Source organism: Streptomyces sp. F63 (genome assembly GCF_018070345.1).
Taxonomy (GTDB): Bacteria; Actinomycetota; Actinomycetes; order Streptomycetales; family Streptomycetaceae; genus Streptomyces.
On record NZ_JAGPXX010000001.1, the window covers coordinates 273,595 to 289,170 of the forward strand.

The 15,576-nt window shown below is 73.0% G+C and carries 14 protein-coding genes; 5 read left to right on the top strand and 9 right to left on the bottom strand.

The annotated features are described in order from the left end of the window. Positions 1 to 3 precede the first annotated feature (3 nt). The 3 genes from KBZ10_RS01240 to KBZ10_RS01250 form a co-directional block, all read right to left on the bottom strand. Entirely contained in the window at positions 4 to 1,503 is a 1,500-nt protein-coding gene (locus KBZ10_RS01240) for a DUF2252 domain-containing protein (protein ID WP_210985550.1), read from the bottom strand. A gap of 234 nt (positions 1,504 to 1,737) precedes the next feature. Beyond that, on the bottom strand, positions 1,738 to 2,400 hold the full coding sequence (locus KBZ10_RS01245) for a response regulator transcription factor (protein ID WP_210985551.1): 663 nt from the start codon (positions 2,398 to 2,400) through the stop codon (positions 1,738 to 1,740). A gap of 120 nt (positions 2,401 to 2,520) precedes the next feature. After that, the gene (locus KBZ10_RS01250; RefSeq protein WP_307847108.1) at positions 2,521 to 4,437 is read right to left on the bottom strand and encodes a histidine kinase; all 1,917 of its coding nucleotides are present in this window, start codon (positions 4,435 to 4,437) and stop codon (positions 2,521 to 2,523) included. Between the two features lie 218 nt (positions 4,438 to 4,655). On the opposite strand from KBZ10_RS01250, the gene arsM reads away from it, so the two are divergent. Further along, positions 4,656 to 5,471: an arsenite methyltransferase gene (gene arsM / locus KBZ10_RS01255; protein WP_210985552.1), complete on the top strand. Its 816-nt coding sequence runs from the start codon at positions 4,656 to 4,658 to the stop codon at positions 5,469 to 5,471. 145 nt (positions 5,472 to 5,616) lie between these two features. Here the strand turns inward: arsM and KBZ10_RS01260 are convergent, their stop codons facing one another. After that, positions 5,617 to 6,030, bottom strand: a complete 414-nt coding sequence (locus KBZ10_RS01260) for an arsenate reductase ArsC (RefSeq protein ID WP_210985553.1) — start codon at positions 6,028 to 6,030, stop codon at positions 5,617 to 5,619. A gap of 138 nt (positions 6,031 to 6,168) precedes the next feature. Here KBZ10_RS01260 and KBZ10_RS01265 point away from each other — a divergent pair, with 138 nt between their 5' ends. From KBZ10_RS01265 to KBZ10_RS01275, 3 genes are read left to right on the top strand one after another with little or no spacing between them, the layout of a single operon-like run. Continuing rightward, positions 6,169 to 6,483, top strand: coding sequence for a helix-turn-helix transcriptional regulator (locus tag KBZ10_RS01265; RefSeq protein ID WP_210985554.1), 315 nt, complete (start codon positions 6,169 to 6,171; stop codon positions 6,481 to 6,483). After that, positions 6,480 to 7,604, top strand: coding sequence for an ACR3 family arsenite efflux transporter (gene arsB / locus KBZ10_RS01270; RefSeq protein WP_210985555.1), 1,125 nt, complete (start codon positions 6,480 to 6,482; stop codon positions 7,602 to 7,604). Before KBZ10_RS01265 ends, arsB begins: the two co-directional genes overlap by 4 nt. Further along, positions 7,601 to 7,828 carry a DUF2180 family protein gene (locus KBZ10_RS01275; protein WP_210985556.1) on the top strand — a complete coding sequence of 76 codons (228 nt, stop codon included), beginning with the start codon at positions 7,601 to 7,603 and terminating at the stop codon, positions 7,826 to 7,828. The genes arsB and KBZ10_RS01275 overlap by 4 nt, the downstream gene beginning before the upstream one ends. A 92-nt stretch (positions 7,829 to 7,920) precedes the next feature. Here KBZ10_RS01275 and KBZ10_RS01280 read toward each other — a convergent pair whose 3' ends face one another. From KBZ10_RS01280 to KBZ10_RS01290, 3 genes are all read right to left on the bottom strand, one after another. Further along, positions 7,921 to 8,184: an SHOCT domain-containing protein gene (locus KBZ10_RS01280; RefSeq protein ID WP_210985557.1), complete on the bottom strand. Its 264-nt coding sequence runs from the start codon at positions 8,182 to 8,184 to the stop codon at positions 7,921 to 7,923. 221 nt (positions 8,185 to 8,405) lie between these two features. Beyond that, positions 8,406 to 10,091: a ribonuclease J gene (locus KBZ10_RS01285; protein WP_210985558.1), complete on the bottom strand. Its 1,686-nt coding sequence runs from the start codon at positions 10,089 to 10,091 to the stop codon at positions 8,406 to 8,408. 362 nt (positions 10,092 to 10,453) lie between these two features. After that, a complete protein-coding gene (locus KBZ10_RS01290) occupies positions 10,454 to 10,855 on the bottom strand; it encodes a MerR family transcriptional regulator (RefSeq protein ID WP_210985559.1) in 402 nt (133 codons plus the stop codon). A gap of 397 nt (positions 10,856 to 11,252) precedes the next feature. Between KBZ10_RS01290 and KBZ10_RS01295 the strand changes: the two genes are divergently transcribed. Further along, on the top strand, positions 11,253 to 12,755 hold the full coding sequence (locus tag KBZ10_RS01295) for a SulP family inorganic anion transporter (RefSeq protein ID WP_210985560.1): 1,503 nt from the start codon (positions 11,253 to 11,255) through the stop codon (positions 12,753 to 12,755). Between the two features lie 233 nt (positions 12,756 to 12,988). On the opposite strand, the gene KBZ10_RS01300 is transcribed toward KBZ10_RS01295, so the two are convergent. Together KBZ10_RS01300 and KBZ10_RS01305 are read right to left on the bottom strand one after the other, a co-directional pair. Continuing rightward, a complete protein-coding gene (locus tag KBZ10_RS01300) occupies positions 12,989 to 14,251 on the bottom strand; it encodes an MFS transporter (protein WP_210985756.1) in 1,263 nt (420 codons plus the stop codon). A 50-nt stretch (positions 14,252 to 14,301) separates the two neighbouring features. Further along, complete coding sequence (locus tag KBZ10_RS01305; protein WP_210985561.1) at positions 14,302 to 15,495, bottom strand: PLP-dependent cysteine synthase family protein; 1,194 nt, start codon at positions 15,493 to 15,495, stop codon at positions 14,302 to 14,304. Between the last annotated feature and the right edge of the window lie 81 nt (positions 15,496 to 15,576).

Genomic DNA, 15,576 nt, shown 5'->3' on the forward strand with positions numbered 1-15,576 from the left:
GCCTCAGACTCCCGTCTCCGCCGCGATCCGGCCGCTCCGGACGGCCGCCACGAGTTCCGCGTGGTCCGCCTCCGTGCGGTTCGCGTACGCCACCGCGAAAGCCGCCACCGCCTCGTCCAGCTCCTCGCTCCGGCCGCAGTAGCCCGCTATCAGCCGGGGGTCGGCACTGTGCGCGTGCGCCCGCGCCAGCAGCGCACCCGTCATCCGCCCGTAGTCGTCGAGTTCGGCGGCGGTCAGCGCGGCCGGGTCCACACTCCCCTTGCGGTTCCGGAACTGCCGTACCTGGAACGGCCGGCCCCGTACGGTGGACCAGCCGAGCAGGACGTCGCTCACCACCTGCATCTGCTTCTGCCCCAGCACGATCCGCCGGCCCTCGTGGCCGGTTTCCGGAGCCGGGCGGCCCAGCCGCGGATCCAGCGCCGCCTTCTCCGCGTACGGCAGCAGCGCCGACGGCCTGGCCTCCTTCACCTGGAGGACGAGGGGCGCCGCCCGGTGGTCCAGCAGCAGCACCACATAGGACCGCAGCCCGACACTGCCGGTGCCCACCACCCGGAACGCCACATCCTGCACCGTGAAACGCGCGAGCAGGGGCAGCCGGTCCCCGGGCAGCGTCCCCAGATACTCGCCCAGTGAGCCCGCCACGGCAGCGGCCTCCTCGTCCGCCACCCGCCGCAGCACCGGCGGAGCGTCCGTGAAACGCCGGGAGCCGTCGGGCAGCCGCTCCGTGGACTTGGCGGCGAACCGCGCGCTCGTGTTGCGCCGCGCCTTCTCCGAGACCCGCTCCAGCGTGCCCAGCAGATCGTGGGCATCGGTGTGCGAGACGAGTTCCTCGTCCGCGATGGCGTTCCAGGCGTCCAGTACCGGGAGCTTCGCCAGCAGCCGCATCGTCCGCCGGTAGGAGCCGGCGGCGTCGTACGCGGCGGCGCGGCAGCTGTCCTCATCGGCCCCGCCCTGCCGTCCCGCCAGTACCAGCGAGGCCGCGAGCCGCTTGAGATCCCACTCCCAGGGGCCGTGCGCCGTCTCGTCGAAGTCGTTGATGTCGATGACCAGTCCGCCCCGGGCGTCGCCGTACAGGCCGAAGTTCGCCGCGTGGGCGTCACCGCACAGCTGGGCGCCGATCCCGCTGACCGGCGTGGCCGCCAGGTCGTGCGCCATCAGCGCGGCGGAGCCGCGCAGAAAGGCGAAGGGACTCGCGGCCATCCGGCCCACCCGGATCGGGGTCAGCTCCGGCAGCCGGCCGGCGTTCGACTCCTCCACCGCGCGGACCGCACCCGGCCGCTCCGGCCCGGAGGGCAGCCCGCCGTGCGCCGAGCGCGGTGCCCGCTCCCGCAGTTCCTTCCCCAGCCGCTTGGGGGAGACCACGGCATCCACCCGGGGCGCCAAACCCGGCACCACCGGAATCCGGCGGTGCCCCGGCCGCTCCCGCCGCGGCTCCGCCCCGGCCGGCTCGGCCTCCACCCCGGCCCGTGTCTCCACCGGCCCGTCGGCGCACGTCTCCGCCATGTCCTGTCGCCTCCCCCGCCACGCGAACGCCGTCCGACACCGGCGCCCGTCCTCGACTGCCCCGACCGTACCCCCGCCCGCCGCCACCGGGCACTCCCCTGTGGATAACTCTTCCACCGGGCCCCGGGCCCCGGGCCCCTCCGGCCTGCGGAACTCCCCGCGCCCGCCGGACGCCGGACGCCGGACACCGGTCGGGACCCGCGGAATTCCCGGGAGAAGCCGCGCCCGCGCCGTCTACGCCCCCAGACCGGCGTCCCGGGCCAGCAGCGCCGCCTGGACCCGGTTCTCACAGCCGAGCTTCGCCAGGATGCGGCTGACGTACGTCTTCACCGTCGCCTCGCTCATATGGATGCGCGCCCCCGCGTCCGCGTTGGAGAGCCCCTCGCCCAGCAGGGCCAGCACCTCGCGCTCCCGCTCGGTCAGCGTTTCCAGGCGGCGCCGCGCCTCCTCCGCCCGTGCGGACGCGCGGTCCGCTCCCGCCGACGCCAGCGAGTCCACGACATGCCGTGTCGCCGCCGGTGACAGATAGGCGTCTCCCGCGGCCGCCGCCCGCACCGCCCGGATCAGCTCCCCCGGAGCCGAGTCCTTCAGGAGGAATCCGGCCCCGCCCGTTCCCAGCGCCCGCAGGACGTTCTCCCGCTCCCCGAAGGTGGTGAGCACGAGCACCCGGGCGGCCGGTGCGGCCCGCCGCAGCTCGGGGAGGGCCGACAGGCCGTCCATCACCGGCATCTGAAGGTCCAGCAGGACCACGTCGACGCCGTGCGCACGGGCCAGTCCGACCGCCTCCCGGCCGTTGCCCGCTTCCGCCACGACGTCGATACCGGGGTCCGAGGTGAGAATCATTCTGATGCCCGCTCTGATGAGCGGCTCGTCGTCGACGACGAGGACCTTGATCACAGCTCTCCTGTCCGACGGCCGTTTCCCCGAGCGGCGCCCCCGAAGGCGCGCCCGCATCCGATTCCGGGCGGGACCGCGGCGCACCGTGCCCGCGCGGCCGCGCCGCCCCGCACGGGCCGGCTACAGCCGGGCGTCGTAGGCCCGCTTCTCGACCAGTCTTCCGTCCCGGAAGCAGAAGCGGAACGCCGGATCGACATTCCAGTCCGACGAGGACTCGGTGGACAGCAGCGCCAGGCAGCGGGAACCCTCCGGCCGGCGCGGTCCCTGCTCCTCCAGCCCGTCCGTCAGCCACGGACTCCCGTCCGGCAGTCGCTTCCGCACCGCCGCCTCGGAGTCCCCCACCCGCACCGACCGATACGTCCCGGGCGAGATCATCGACTCGTCCAGCGCCTGGACCAGCTTGACGACGCCATACCCGAGCAGACCGGCCATCACCACCAGCAGCAGTACGGCGATCCCGCAGCCGGCGGCCACGCCCCCGGCCCTGCTCCCGCCGCGGGTCGCGCCGGAGACCTCCCGCGGCGGCCCGTACGAGCCGGGATCCGCGGTACCGGCGGTCCCGGCGGCCGCACCCGGGGCGGGAAGGACGGCCGGACCGGCAGGCACCGCCCCGCCCGCTCCGCGGGACTCCGCCGCCACCGCACTCACGGCGCCGTACGCGCCCGCCGGGCCCGCTCCGGCGCTCACGCCCCGTTCCCGGGCCGCTCCCGGCTCCGGTTGGTACGGCAGCACGCCCGCCAGCCGGAAGCCGCCGCCCTCCACCGGGCCGGCGTGCACCATCCCGCCGACCAGCCGGGCCCGTTCCCGCAGTCCGGGGAGTCCCTGCCCGCCGCTCACCTCGCTGCCGACCGGAGCCGCCACCGGCAGGACCGCACCGCCCGCCGCACCCCCCGCCGCACCGTCACCGTGCCCACGGTGCCCGCCGCGGCCGCCGTCCGGCCCCGTCCCCATGGCTCCGGCGGCCACCGGGACGGGCCCGGCCACCGGCACCGGTCCGTTGGCCACCTCGACCACCAGCGAGTCCGGCTCGTACCGCAGCTGCACGGTGATCGGGGCACCCGGCGCGTGCTTGTGCGCGTTCGTCAGCCCTTCCTGCACGATCCGGTACGCCGCGTGCCCCGCAGCCGGCGGCAGTTCCCGCGGCTCGCCCGAGCGCACCAGTCCGACCGGTGTCGCGGCGCCCCTCGACGCCTCCACCAGCCCCTCGACGCCCGCCACACCGCGGGCCGCCGGCTGTGCGTCCGCGGCCGGTTCCGGGCCTTCCGTACCGTCCCGCAGAATCCCCACGGCCTCGCGCAGCTCGTGCATCGCGGCCACCGACGCCTCGCGCAGCACGCCCACCGCTTCGCGCTGCCGTCCCGTCAGCTCGCGGTCCACCTCCAGCGCCCCGGTGTGGACGGCGATCAGCGCGAGCTGGTGGCCGAGGCTGTCGTGCATGTCCTGCGCGATGCGCTGCCGTTCCCGCAGCCGCGCCTGCCGTACGACCATGGCGCGCTCGCGCAGCAGCTGGGCGTTGTGCTCGCGCAGGGTGTGCAGCAGCGTGCGGCGCTGCGACCAGTAACGGCTGGCAAGGCCGGGCACCACCGTCGTCGCCAGGAAGAAGACGGCGGAGAAGACGATCAGGACCGGCAGCGCGGTCCCGAACCCCGGGTTCTCGTCCAGCACCGTCAGCCCCGTGCTCAGGACGAACGCCGCGCCGAACGCCCCCAGGGCCCGGCCCACCCCCTCGATCCGCCGGCCCGCGGACCAGCCCGCGGCCATCAGCAGCGGAGTGAACCCGGGAAGGACGCCGGACAGGGCGGCGGCGACCACCAGCACCGTCGCCGGCAGCGCCCGCCGCAGCAGGGACAGCAGGGCCACCGCGAGCGCGGCGGCCGCCACACGGAGACCCCCGGCGTCCCCCAGCGCCTCCATCCCGGCTCCGGACAGCGCCAGCAGCGCGGCCAGTACCAGCTCCCCCGCGATCCGCCGCCCCGGCCAGTCGGCCCGCACGAACAGCAGTTTCCGGGCGTCCCGCACCCTCTCCCGTACGTCCACGGGGCCACGCTAGGCAGCGGGCCGTCCCGGCGACACCGTCTTTCGTCGCGGTCACGCGCAACGAAAGTCGTCCCGGGGGGCACCATCGGCCCGCCCCGCAGGACGCCCGGAGGCCGGAAGGACTCCATTTCGACATGCTTCTATGTTGACGGTCTTCGATTCAGGCCTCACTCTTGATTCCACGAGCATCAATACAGACCAGATCGAGGGGAGTCCCCATGAGTGACCGGTCCGACCTGCGCGAGACCGTCCGTGCCGGATACGCCGCCGCCGCGCTCCAGGTGACCGGGGGCGGCACGGCGTGCTGCGGATCCGGGTCCACGGAGATCGACGAGAGCTTCGGCGCCCGCACCTACGGCGCCGAGGACCTCGCGGCACTCCCCGAGGACGCGGTGGCGGCCTCCCTCGGCTGCGGCAACCCGCTGGCGGTCGCCGAGCTCCGCGCAGGCGAGCGGGTGCTGGACCTGGGCTCGGGCGGCGGCATCGACGTCCTGCTCTCCGCGCGCCGGGTCGGGCCGGGCGGCAAGGCCTACGGGCTGGACATGACCGAGGAAATGCTGGCCCTCGCGCTGGCCAACGCCGAGAAGGCCGGCGCCCGCAACGCCGAGTTCCTGAAGGGCACCATCGAGTCCATCCCGCTGCCCGCCGGCACCATCGACGTCGTGATCTCCAACTGTGTGATCAACCTGTCCGTGGACAAGCCCGCCGTCTTCGCCGAGATGTTCCGCGTCCTGAGGCCCGGCGGGCGCATCGGCATCTCGGACGTGGTGGCCGAGGACCACCTCACCCCCGAGCAGCGCGCCGAGCGCGGCAACTACGTGGGCTGCATCGCCGGGGCACTGTCCTACGCCGAGTACCGCGCGGGGCTGGAGGCGGCCGGGTTCGGCGCCGTCGAGATCACCCCGGCGCACGACGTCGCCGAGGGGATGCGGTCCGCCATCATCCGGGCGGTCAAGCCCGCGGACGCCCAGGGCGCCCCGGCGGCCACCGGCACGGCGGCCGCAGCCGCCGGGGGCGGCTCCTGCTGCGGCTGACGGGGCCGCGCCACCCCGCCCCGGACCCGAGGCCGGCGCCCCGGGGCGGGCGCCCGCCCCGGAGGAAATCCGCTGGTCCGGCGGACGGCGGCTCAACCGCGGGGGACGGCGGCGGAGACGGCCCGCCCCGGTCCGCCCGCGGCGCTCAGGCCGCCGGGTCCGGGGCGATCTCGGCGATCAGGCCCTCGATCCGGTTCCTGATCTCGTCCCGGATGGGCCGCACGGCGTCGACGCCCTGCCCGGCCGGGTCGTCCAGCTTCCAGTCCAGGTAGCGCTTGCCGGGGAAGACGGGGCAGGTGTCGCCGCAGCCCATGGTGATCACGACGTCGGATGCCTTCACCGCGTCCACGGTCAGCACCTTGGGCACCTCCGCGGACATGTCGATGCCCACCTCGCGCATGGCTTCCACGGCGGCGGGGTTGACCTCGCCGGCGGGCTGTGAACCGGCGGAGCGGACCTCGACGCGGTCCCCCGCGAGGTGGGTCAGCCAGGCGGCGGCCATCTGGGAGCGGCCGGCGTTGTGGACGCAGACGAAGAGCACGGAGGGCTTGTCGGTCATCACAGGTTCTCTCTTGCCGTAGGGGCGGACCGTGCCGGAGCGCACAGGTGCGACGCCCAGACCCAGACCCAGACCCAGGGCCGGGGCCGGGGCCGGGGCCAGTGGCATCATCCGGCACTGATGTGAAAGTATCAGCCCATGATGACGTCAGTCGACACTGAACTGATCCGGGTGCTGGCGGACCCGCTCAGACTGAGGATCGTGACGCTGCTCGCGAACGAGACCCTCTGCACCACGCACCTGGTCGAGGAGACCGGCGCCCGCCAGACGAATCTCTCCAACCATCTGCGCGTGCTCCGCGAGGCCGGAGTCGTCGAGACCGAGCCCTGCGGCCGCTACACGTACTACCGGCTGCGGCCCGACGTCATCGAAGCCCTGGCCGTCTCCTTCGCCGAGCTGGCCCGCACCGCCCGCGCCTCCCAGGCCACCGACACGAAGAGGTCCTGCCCGTGACCCGCACCGACCCGCCTCTCGCCCCGACCGCGGAGGGGCCGGGCTCCTCCGTCGCCGCGAGGCTGTCCACCCTCGACCGCTTCCTCGCGGTGTGGATCCTGATCGCCATGGCCGCCGGCCTGGGCCTGGGCCGCCTGGTCCCCGGGATGAACGACGCCCTGGCCTCGGTGGAGGTCGGCGGTATCTCGCTGCCCATCGCGCTCGGGCTCCTGGTCATGATGTACCCGGTCCTGGCCAAGGTCCGCTACGACAAGCTGGACGCCGTCACCGGCGACAAGCGGCTGATGGTCTCCTCACTGGTGATCAACTGGCTCGTCGGCCCGGCCGTGATGTTCGCCCTCGCCTGGATCTTCCTGCCCGACCTGCCCGAGTACCGCACCGGGCTGATCATCGTCGGCCTGGCCCGCTGCATCGCCATGGTCATCATCTGGAACGACCTGGCCTGCGGCGACCGCGAGGCCGGAGCCGTCCTCGTCGCCCTCAACTCCGTCTTCCAGGTCCTCGCCTTCGGCCTCCTCGGCTGGTTCTACCTGGACCTGCTCCCCGGCTGGCTCGGCCTCGGCGACGGCAGCCGCCTCGACATCTCGATGGGGGAGATCGCGCTCAACGTCGCCATCTTCCTGGGCATCCCGCTGCTGGCGGGCTTCCTCACCCGCCGCATCGGCGAGCGCCGCATGGGCCGTGAGTCCTACGAGACCAAGGTGCTGCCGAGGATCGGCCCCTGGGCCCTCTACGGCCTGCTCTTCACCATCGTGGTCCTCTTCGCCCTGCAGGGGAAGACGATCACCTCCCAGCCGCTGGACGTGGCCCGCATCGCCCTCCCCCTGCTCGTCTACTTCGCGGTGATGTGGTTCGGCAGCTTCGCCCTCGGCAAGGGCATCGGCCTGCCCTACGCGCGCTCCGCGACCCTGGCCTTCACGGCCGCCGGGAACAACTTCGAGCTCGCCATCGCTGTCGCCATCGCGACCTTCGGCGTCACCTCCGGCCAGGCGCTCTCGGGTGTCGTCGGCCCCCTGATCGAGGTTCCCGTTCTCATCGGCCTCGTCTACGTATCGCTGGCCTGGCGCGACCGGTTCGGAACCCCCGCGCCGGCCGCCGGCCCGGAAGGAAGACTGTCATGAACTGCCTCACCTGCGCCCTGCACGGAGACACCGCCCCGGCCACCGGCGTCTGCGCCACCTGCGGCACCGGAGTCTGCCGGGAGCACACCCGGATCGGGCTCCGCACCGTCCGCCGCGGCCCGGTCATCGGCCCCGCGCTGTACGGCACCGAGCGCCGGCTGCTCTGCCCCGAGTGCGCAACGGCGGACGCCGAAGCCCCGGTGACCGTCACGACCGCCGCGTGACGCACGGGGGGCCGGCACGGCAGCGGCCGGCGGCGGGCCCCCGGCCCGCCGCCGGCCGCGGCGGTTCCCGCACGGCCGGGACACCCGGCCGGTCAGCTCCGGGGCGGTCCCGCGGAGTGGAGGGTGTCCAGACGCCGCCGGTACTCCTCGTCGTCGATCTCGCCGCGCGCGAAGCGTTCGGCGAGCACCTGCTCCGCTGAGGGGGGCACGGGCCGCTGCGGCTGCTCCGAGCGGTTCCCCAGGGACCGGAAGAGCATCACCGCGCCCGTGATGATCAACCCCCAGAACAGGATCATCCCCACGGACATGGCGAACCAGCCCCACCCGCCGACATCGTGGTCGTACCAGAACATCATGATCCATCACGCCTCTCGGACCTTCGGCCACGGGCCCGCCGGCCTCGCCGTCCGCGCCCCTCACCCTCCAGGCTGCCTCCTCCTCCGGCCGCCTGCATGGGCCGGTGGGGCCGCGCCTCCGGGACCAGGTACCCCACCACGCGGGGGTGATTCCGTCCCGTACCGCCGCAAAGGGCCCCGAGGGGGGAACCGGCCGGCCCGCCTCGGGCGGCCGGCCCCGTTCAGGCGTCGATGACGACGGGGATGATGAGGGGCTTGCGGCGGTACGTACGGAAGGCCCAGGCCGCCACGGCGCGGGCGATGAGCTGTTCGAGCTGGTGGGCCTCCCCGACGCCTTCCTCCGCCGCCTTCGCCAGCGTCTTCTCGATGACGGGGACGACCGGCTCGAACGTGGCGTCGTCGTGGACGAAACCGCGGGCGAGGAAGTCGGGCGCCTCGGCCAGGGCCCCGGTGTCGGCGTCCACGATCGCCACGACGGTGACGACGCCCTCCTCGGCGAGCGTGACCCGGTCCTTGAGGGAGGCCTCGGTGGCTCCGCCGACCTCCATGCCGTCCACGTAGATGTTCCCCGCGGGCACCTTGCCGGTGATCGAGGCCCGCCCGTCCACCAGGTCGACGACCACGCCGTCCTCGGCGATGACCACCCGGTCGGGGTCGACCCCGGTACGGACGGCCAACTCGGCGTTGGCCCGCAGATGACGCCACTCCCCGTGCACGGGCATGACGTTCCGGGGCTTGACGATGTTGTAGCAGTAGACGAGCTCACCGGCGCTGGCGTGCCCCGAGACGTGCACCTTCGCGTTGCCCTTGTGGACGACGTTGGCGCCCCACCGGGTCAGCCCGTTGATCACCCGGTAGATGGCGTTCTCGTTGCCCGGGATGAGCGAGCTGGCCAGCAGGACGGTGTCGCCCTCACCGATCCGGATCATGTGGTCGCGGTTGGCCATCCGCGACAGCGCGGCCATCGGCTCGCCCTGCGACCCGGTGCACACCAGGGCGATCTTGCTCGGCGGCAGCTTCTCCAGCTCCTTCACGGAGACCACGAGGCCCTTCGGGACCTTCAGATAGCCCAGGTCCCGGGCGATGCCCATGTTGCGGACCATCGACCGGCCCACGAAGGCGACCTTCCGGCCGTGCTGGTGCGCCGCGTCGAGCACCTGCTGGATGCGGTGCACATGGCTGGCGAAGCTGGAGACGATGACCCGCTTCGGGGAGGTCCGCAGCACCTGCTCGATCGCGGGGTTCAGCTCCTGCTCGGAGGTGGTGAAGCCGGGCACCTCGGCATTGGTGGAGTCGGTGAGGAACAGGTCGACGCCCTCCTCGCCGAGCCGGGCGAAGGCCCGCAGGTCGGTGATGCGGTCGTCCAGCGGGAACTGGTCCATCTTGAAGTCGCCGGTGTGCAGCACCAGGCCCGCGGCGGTCCGGATCGCCACCGCCAGGCTGTCCGGGATCGAATGGTTGACCGCCACGAACTCGCAGTCGAACGGGCCGAAGCCGCGCCGGTCCCCCTCGCGCACCCGGACCGGACGCGGCTTGATCCCGTGCTCCTTGAGCTTGGCCTCCAGGAACGCCAGCGTCAGCTTCGAGCCCACGAGGGGAATGTCCGCCCGCTCGCGGAGCAGATACGGCACCCCGCCGATGTGGTCCTCGTGGCCGTGGGTCAGCACGATCGCCACGATGTCGTCCAGCCGGTCCCGGATCGAGGTGAAGTCGGGGAGGATCACGTCCACTCCGGGCTGGTGCTCCTCGGGGAAGAGCACGCCGCAGTCGACGACGAGCAGCTTGCCGGCGTGCTCGAAGACCGTCATGTTCCGGCCGATCTCGCCCAGGCCGCCCAGAGCGACCACCCTGAGCCCGCCCTCGGGCAGCGGAGGAGCGGCTTTCAATTCGGGATGGGGATGACTCATTGTCCGGACGCTACCGGAGAGTCCCGGAGTCGGCTCCCCGCCCCCACCGCGCGGACGCCCCGGCACCGCCCGATCGGGTAGGCCCGGGACGCGCGGCGGCCGGGACGGCCGGGGAGGCGGCACCGCGGCAGGCCGGTCCGGGCCCCGGACGGTATCCGTCCGGGCTCTCCGCGGAAACGCGGCCGCCGCACCTGCCGGGACGGCAACGCCCCTGCCGGGAAAGCGGGTCCGGCCGGGCCGCCCGAGAGACGCAGTCGTGAGCGGCTCCGCACCGGCGAGGGCTCCCGAGGCGCCATGACGCCGGCCGTGTGGCGCCGGGCCGGGCCGGCGCCCGCGGATGCCCCGGCCGCTCCGCCAAGCCGTCAGCCGTGCGCCTCGAGCCGCCGGCGGAGCGTGGCGGCGAAGTCCTCGGCGGCCATCAAATGGGCCCGCAGGGTCTCGCAGCGGGCATCGGCCACCTCGCGATAGGCGTTCAGCCGCTCGCGCAGCCGCTCCCGCTCTCCGTCCGCCGGCGGATCACCGGCGCCCGAGAGGCGGTCGGTGATCTCCAGCAGATCCCGCATCTCCTCCAGGGAGAAGTCCAGCGGCTTCATCCGGCGGACGACCATGAGGCGTTCGGCATCGGCAGCGGTGTAGAGGCGGAAGCCGCCCTTGCTGCGGGCGGAGGGACTGACCAGACCGACGTCTTCGTAGTGGCGGATCGTGCGGAGGGACAACCCGGTCCGCTCGGCCACCTCACCGATCTGCATCTGCCGCTCCGCCATCGCCGCGCCTGCTCCCTCTGCCGTCTCGCCGCTTCGGACGTTGGCATCAATCCAGCCCACGTGTCCGGAATCACATGATCCGAGCGCTTGTTTGCCTGCACTTCACAGCCCTGACGCACACCCTGCCCTCACGTCAGGGTAGGGTTTCCCCGCGGCCGCCCGCGCTGTACGGCTGCGACCGGTCGGCCCCGCCGGACCGTGGCCCCGACCGGGCGCCGCCGGCACCCGCGGACTTCCGGGCCATGATGCCCGACCGGCGGCCACGACGGCCGCCACCCCCTGTGCCGGCAGGGCCCCCTCGACGAGGCCGGCCCGCCGGGATTCCGCACCGGGTGCGGAGCAGAGTACGCGTGGGCATCCAGCGGTTGGAGTCCTGCGCCCGAACAGAAACGGTTGCATGTCCCTCTCGCTTTCCGCGGTGCCCAAGCTTCGCTTGTCCCGGCCCGACTGGCTCGCCTCCCCGAAGGTGTTCCGCACCGAGGTGCTGGCCGGCCTCGTGGTCGCCCTGGCCCTGATCCCGGAGGCCATCTCCTTCTCGATCATCGCCGGGGTCGACCCCGCCATCGGCCTGTTCGCCTCCTTCACCATGGCCGTGGTGATCTCCGTCGTGGGCGGCCGCAAGGCCATGATCTCGGCAGCGACCGGTGCGATCGCCCTGGTCATCGCCCCGCTCAACCACGAGTACGGCCTGGGTCACCTGATCGCCGCGGTGATCCTCGGCGGTCTCGTGCAGATCGCCCTCGGCGCGGTCGGCGTGGCCAAGCTGATGCGCTTCGTCCCGCGCTCGGTGATGGTCGGCTTCGTCAACGCCCTTGCGATCCTGATCTTCCTGGCCCAGGTCCCGGAACTGCGGAACGTGCCCTGGGTCGTCTACCCACTGGTCGCCGGCGGCCTGGCGCTGATGGTGCTCTTCCCACGCCTGACGAAGGCCGTTCCGGCCCCGCTGGTCTCCATCGTCATCCTCACGCTGATCACCGTCGGCGCCGGTCTCGCCGTTCCGACGGTCGGCGGCAAGGGCGAGCTGCCCTCCTCGCTGCCGGTGCCGGGCCTGCCCGAGGTGCCGCTGACTCTGGAGACGCTCACCGTCATCGCCCCCTACTCCCTCGCCTTCGCGCTGGTCGGGCTGATGGAGTCGCTGATGACCGCCAAGCTGGTCGACGACATCACCGACACCCACTCCAACAAGACGCGGGAGTCCATCGGCCAGGGCATCGCCAACGTGGTCACCGGCTTCTTCGGCGGCATGGGCGGCTGCGCCATGATCGGCCAGACGATGATCAACGTGAAGACCTCCGGGGCCCGCACCCGGCTCTCCACCTTCCTGGCCGGTATGTTCCTGCTGATCCTGGTCGTGGTCTTCGGGCCCGTCGTTTCCGATGTCCCGATGGCCGCCCTGGTCGCCGTGATGATTCTCGTCTCGGCCGCCACCTTCGACTGGCACTCCGTCCAGCCCGGGACGCTGCGGCGGATGCCACTGGGCGAGACGGTCGTGATGGCCGTGACCGTCGCCGTGGTCGTCGCCACCCACAACCTGGCCATCGGCGTCGTCGTGGGCTGCGTCACGGCCATGGTGATCTTCGCCAAGCGCGTCGCCCACCTCGCCGAGGTCTCCGGCGTGGTCGACCCGGACGGCAACCAGGTGGTCTACGCGGTCACCGGCGAGCTCTTCTTCGCCTCCTCCAACGACCTCGTCCACCAGTTCGCCTACAAGGACGACCCGGACGACGTCGTCATCGATCTCACCGACGCCCACATCTGGGACGCCTCCTCCGTCGCCGCCCTGGACGCCATCGAGACCAAGTACGCCCAGCGCGGCAAGAAGGTCACCATCATCGGCCTCAACAAGCCGAGCGCCGACATGCACAGCAAGCTCGCCGGCCGGCTCACCGCCGGCCACTGAGCCACTGACGCGCCCGTCCCCGTCCCGCCGCGGCGCTGACCGCGGTCCTCGCCCGGGAACCAGCGGTGGTGGGCCGCGCGGCCCCTTGACCGCGGTGGCCCGCACGGTCCGGTGGGCAGCTCACTGTGGGCCGGTCACCCCGCCGCCGCGATCGTGACCAGGGCGGACGCCCGAGCGGGGACGCACAGGGGCGGGCGGCGCGGCCGCCCGCCCCCAGGTGCGCGGACGGCGGTTCAGGCCGTCGCGGGCCGGGGCCGCGCCCGCGGCACGGACCGGGCCAGACGGCCGGTGCGGTGCAGCCCGTAGAGGGCTCCGGAGCAGGCCAGTCCCAGGACGAGCAGCGCCGTCCACGGCAGCGCGGACACCCCCGCCGCCCGGGCGGCGTCCAGCGCGGCACCGATGAGGAGATTCCCCAGCGTGATGCCGACACCGCAGATGGTGTTGAACAGCCCGTAGTGCGTGGCGACGAGGCGGTCACCGGACAGCCTGACGATGGTGTCCATCTCGAACGGGTAGGCGATCATCGTGCCGAGGGCCAGCAGCAGCGCGGCCAGGGTCGGTGGCACCGCGGCCAGCAGCCACAACGCCGCACCGCCCGCCGGCACGGGAACGGCCGTGCCGGCCAGCAGCGGCGTGAAGGCGGCGCCCATGACGAGCAGTCCCAGGGTGAGAGCGCGGCCCGGTTCCATCCGGGCCCTGCACCAGGTGGTCACCCTCGTCTGGAAGAGGATCGTGCTCAGCCCGGAGACGGCGAAGAGCAGCGCCACCGCAGCCGTGCCGGAGTTCCCGTCGCCGCCGAGGCGGCGGATCTCCATCGGCAGCGCGAGGTAGACCTGGAACTGCAGGACGTAGAAGCCGATCATCGCCCCGGAGAACAGCAGGAACGGCCGGTTGGCCACCACGCCGCGCCACTGGGACAGGACGCTCTCCCGCCGCTTCCCCGCCGCCTCGGTCTCCGTGCCGCCGGAGTCCCCGGCCCGGCGCGCGGGCAGGCCGCGGATCTGCACGATGCTCAGTACGGCGAAGATCCCTGCCGACACCAGGCAGGTGACGCGGAAGTCCACCCCGGTCAGGACCATCCCCACCAGTGGGCCGAGCAGAATGCCGGCCTGGTAGTAGACGTTGAACAGCGCGAACGCCTCCACACGGCGTTCTCCCGCGTCGGCGGCGAGGTAGGCCCGGACCGCCGGATTGAACAGCGCGCCCGCCAGCCCGGTGGCCGCCGAGGCGGCCAGCAGTGCCGGGAGCGAGTCGACCAGCCCCAGCATCGCGAACCCGGCCGTGCGCAGCACGCAGCCGGCGACGATCAGCGGTTTGCAGCCGAGCCGGTCGGCCAGCGTCCCGCCGACCAGGAACATGCCCTGCTGGCTGAAGTTCCGTACGCCCAGGACGAGTCCGACGATCCACCCGGCCAGCCCGAGCGTGCCGGAGAGATGCCCGGCCAGGTACGGCATCAGCATGTAGAAGCCGAGGTTGATGGTGAACTGGTTCACCATCAGCAACTGGACGCTGCGCTTGTACGACCGCGTCTGCCTGAAGACCGTCTTCACCGGCCCGCCTCCCCGGTTCCGGACCCTGCGCCGGCCACGGCGCCGGCATCGGGTGCGCCGGTCCGGTCCGCGGCGGCCCGCGGTGCCTCCGCTTCCGCGTTCCGCGGTTCCCCGGCGCCGAGCGTGAGCGGGTCTGCCACGGTGGTGCACCGCGTCCAGTGGGTGACTTCTTTCTCGTTCAGCCGCCCGATCACCTCCGGTTCGGCGGCCGGCGGGTTCTCCAGGAGCCCGTGTGCGGCGCAGTAGTCGTCGTCGTAGACGGTTCCGAGGTAACGCTGCGGGCCGTCGGGGAAGACCGCCGCGATCCTCGTGTCCGCGGGCAGGGTGCGGGCCAGCCAGCCGGCGACCAGGGCGACCGCCCCCACGCTCCAACCGCCGGTGGCGTAGTGCGAGGCCGCGAGCCGCCGGCAGGCCCACACCGCCTCGGCGGGTGCCACCCAGTGCACCTCGGCGAAGCTCCCGTAGGCGACGTTGCGGGGGTAGATGCTGGAGCCCAGGCCGCGCATCAGACGGGGGCGGGCGGGCTGGCCGAAGATCGTCGAGCCGATGGTGTCGACGCCGACGAGCCGGATCCCCGGGAAGAGGTGCCGCAGCGTCCGGGACACTCCGGCGGAGTGGCCTCCGGTGCCCACGCTGCACACCAGGACGTCGATATGGCCCAGTTGGGAGGCGAGTTCCAGCGCGAGCGGGGTGTAGGCGGTGGTGTTGTCCGGGTTGTTGTACTGGTCCGGGCACCAGGAACCGGGGTACCGCTCCATGAGCCGGGCGACCCGGTCGCGGCGGGCCTGCTGCCAGCCGCCGGTGGGGTGGGGCTCCGAGACGACGTTGACCTGGGCGCCGTAGGCGGTCAGCAGCCGGGTCATGGACGTTTCCAGCCCCGGGTCGGTGACCAGCGTGACCGGATGGCGGTGGACCATCCCGGCCAGGGCCAGCCCCAGGCCGAGGGTGCCGCTCGTGGATTCGATGATCCGGCCGCCGGGCCGCAGATCACCGCGGGCGCGGGCCCGTTCCACCATGTGCAGTGCGGGACGGTCCTTGATGCCGCCGGGGTTGAAGCCTTCGAGTTTCGCCCAGAAGCCGCGTCCCGCCGGAGCGAGCGGTTGGGACACGCGGAGCACAGGGGTGTTGCCGACCAGCCCGGGAAGGGCGGAGCCGGTGGGGGGTGTCGGATCGGTGGTCGGGGGGGTCATCTTCCCGCTCTCGGTCGATGGTGGGTACGTCGCTGATTCGGTACGTCGCTGATTCGGTACGCCGGGCACTCGGTACGCCGG

Coding starts and splice junctions, on each gene's coding strand:
- KBZ10_RS01240 (WP_210985550.1), bottom strand. CDS start 1,503: ATGGCGGAGACGTGCGCCGACGGGCCGGTGGAGACACGGGCCGGGGTG.
- arsM (WP_210985552.1), top strand. CDS start 4,656: ATGAGTGACCGGTCCGACCTGCGCGAGACCGTCCGTGCCGGATACGCC.
- KBZ10_RS01260 (WP_210985553.1), bottom strand. CDS start 6,030: ATGACCGACAAGCCCTCCGTGCTCTTCGTCTGCGTCCACAACGCCGGC.
- KBZ10_RS01265 (WP_210985554.1), top strand. CDS start 6,169: ATGATGACGTCAGTCGACACTGAACTGATCCGGGTGCTGGCGGACCCG.
- KBZ10_RS01275 (WP_210985556.1), top strand. CDS start 7,601: ATGAACTGCCTCACCTGCGCCCTGCACGGAGACACCGCCCCGGCCACC.
- KBZ10_RS01280 (WP_210985557.1), bottom strand. CDS start 8,184: ATGATGTTCTGGTACGACCACGATGTCGGCGGGTGGGGCTGGTTCGCC.
- KBZ10_RS01285 (WP_210985558.1), bottom strand. CDS start 10,091: ATGAGTCATCCCCATCCCGAATTGAAAGCCGCTCCTCCGCTGCCCGAG.
- KBZ10_RS01290 (WP_210985559.1), bottom strand. CDS start 10,855: ATGGCGGAGCGGCAGATGCAGATCGGTGAGGTGGCCGAGCGGACCGGG.
- KBZ10_RS01295 (WP_210985560.1), top strand. CDS start 11,253: ATGTCCCTCTCGCTTTCCGCGGTGCCCAAGCTTCGCTTGTCCCGGCCC.
- KBZ10_RS01300 (WP_210985756.1), bottom strand. CDS start 14,251: ATGGTGAACCAGTTCACCATCAACCTCGGCTTCTACATGCTGATGCCG.
- KBZ10_RS01305 (WP_210985561.1), bottom strand. CDS start 15,495: ATGACCCCCCCGACCACCGATCCGACACCCCCCACCGGCTCCGCCCTT.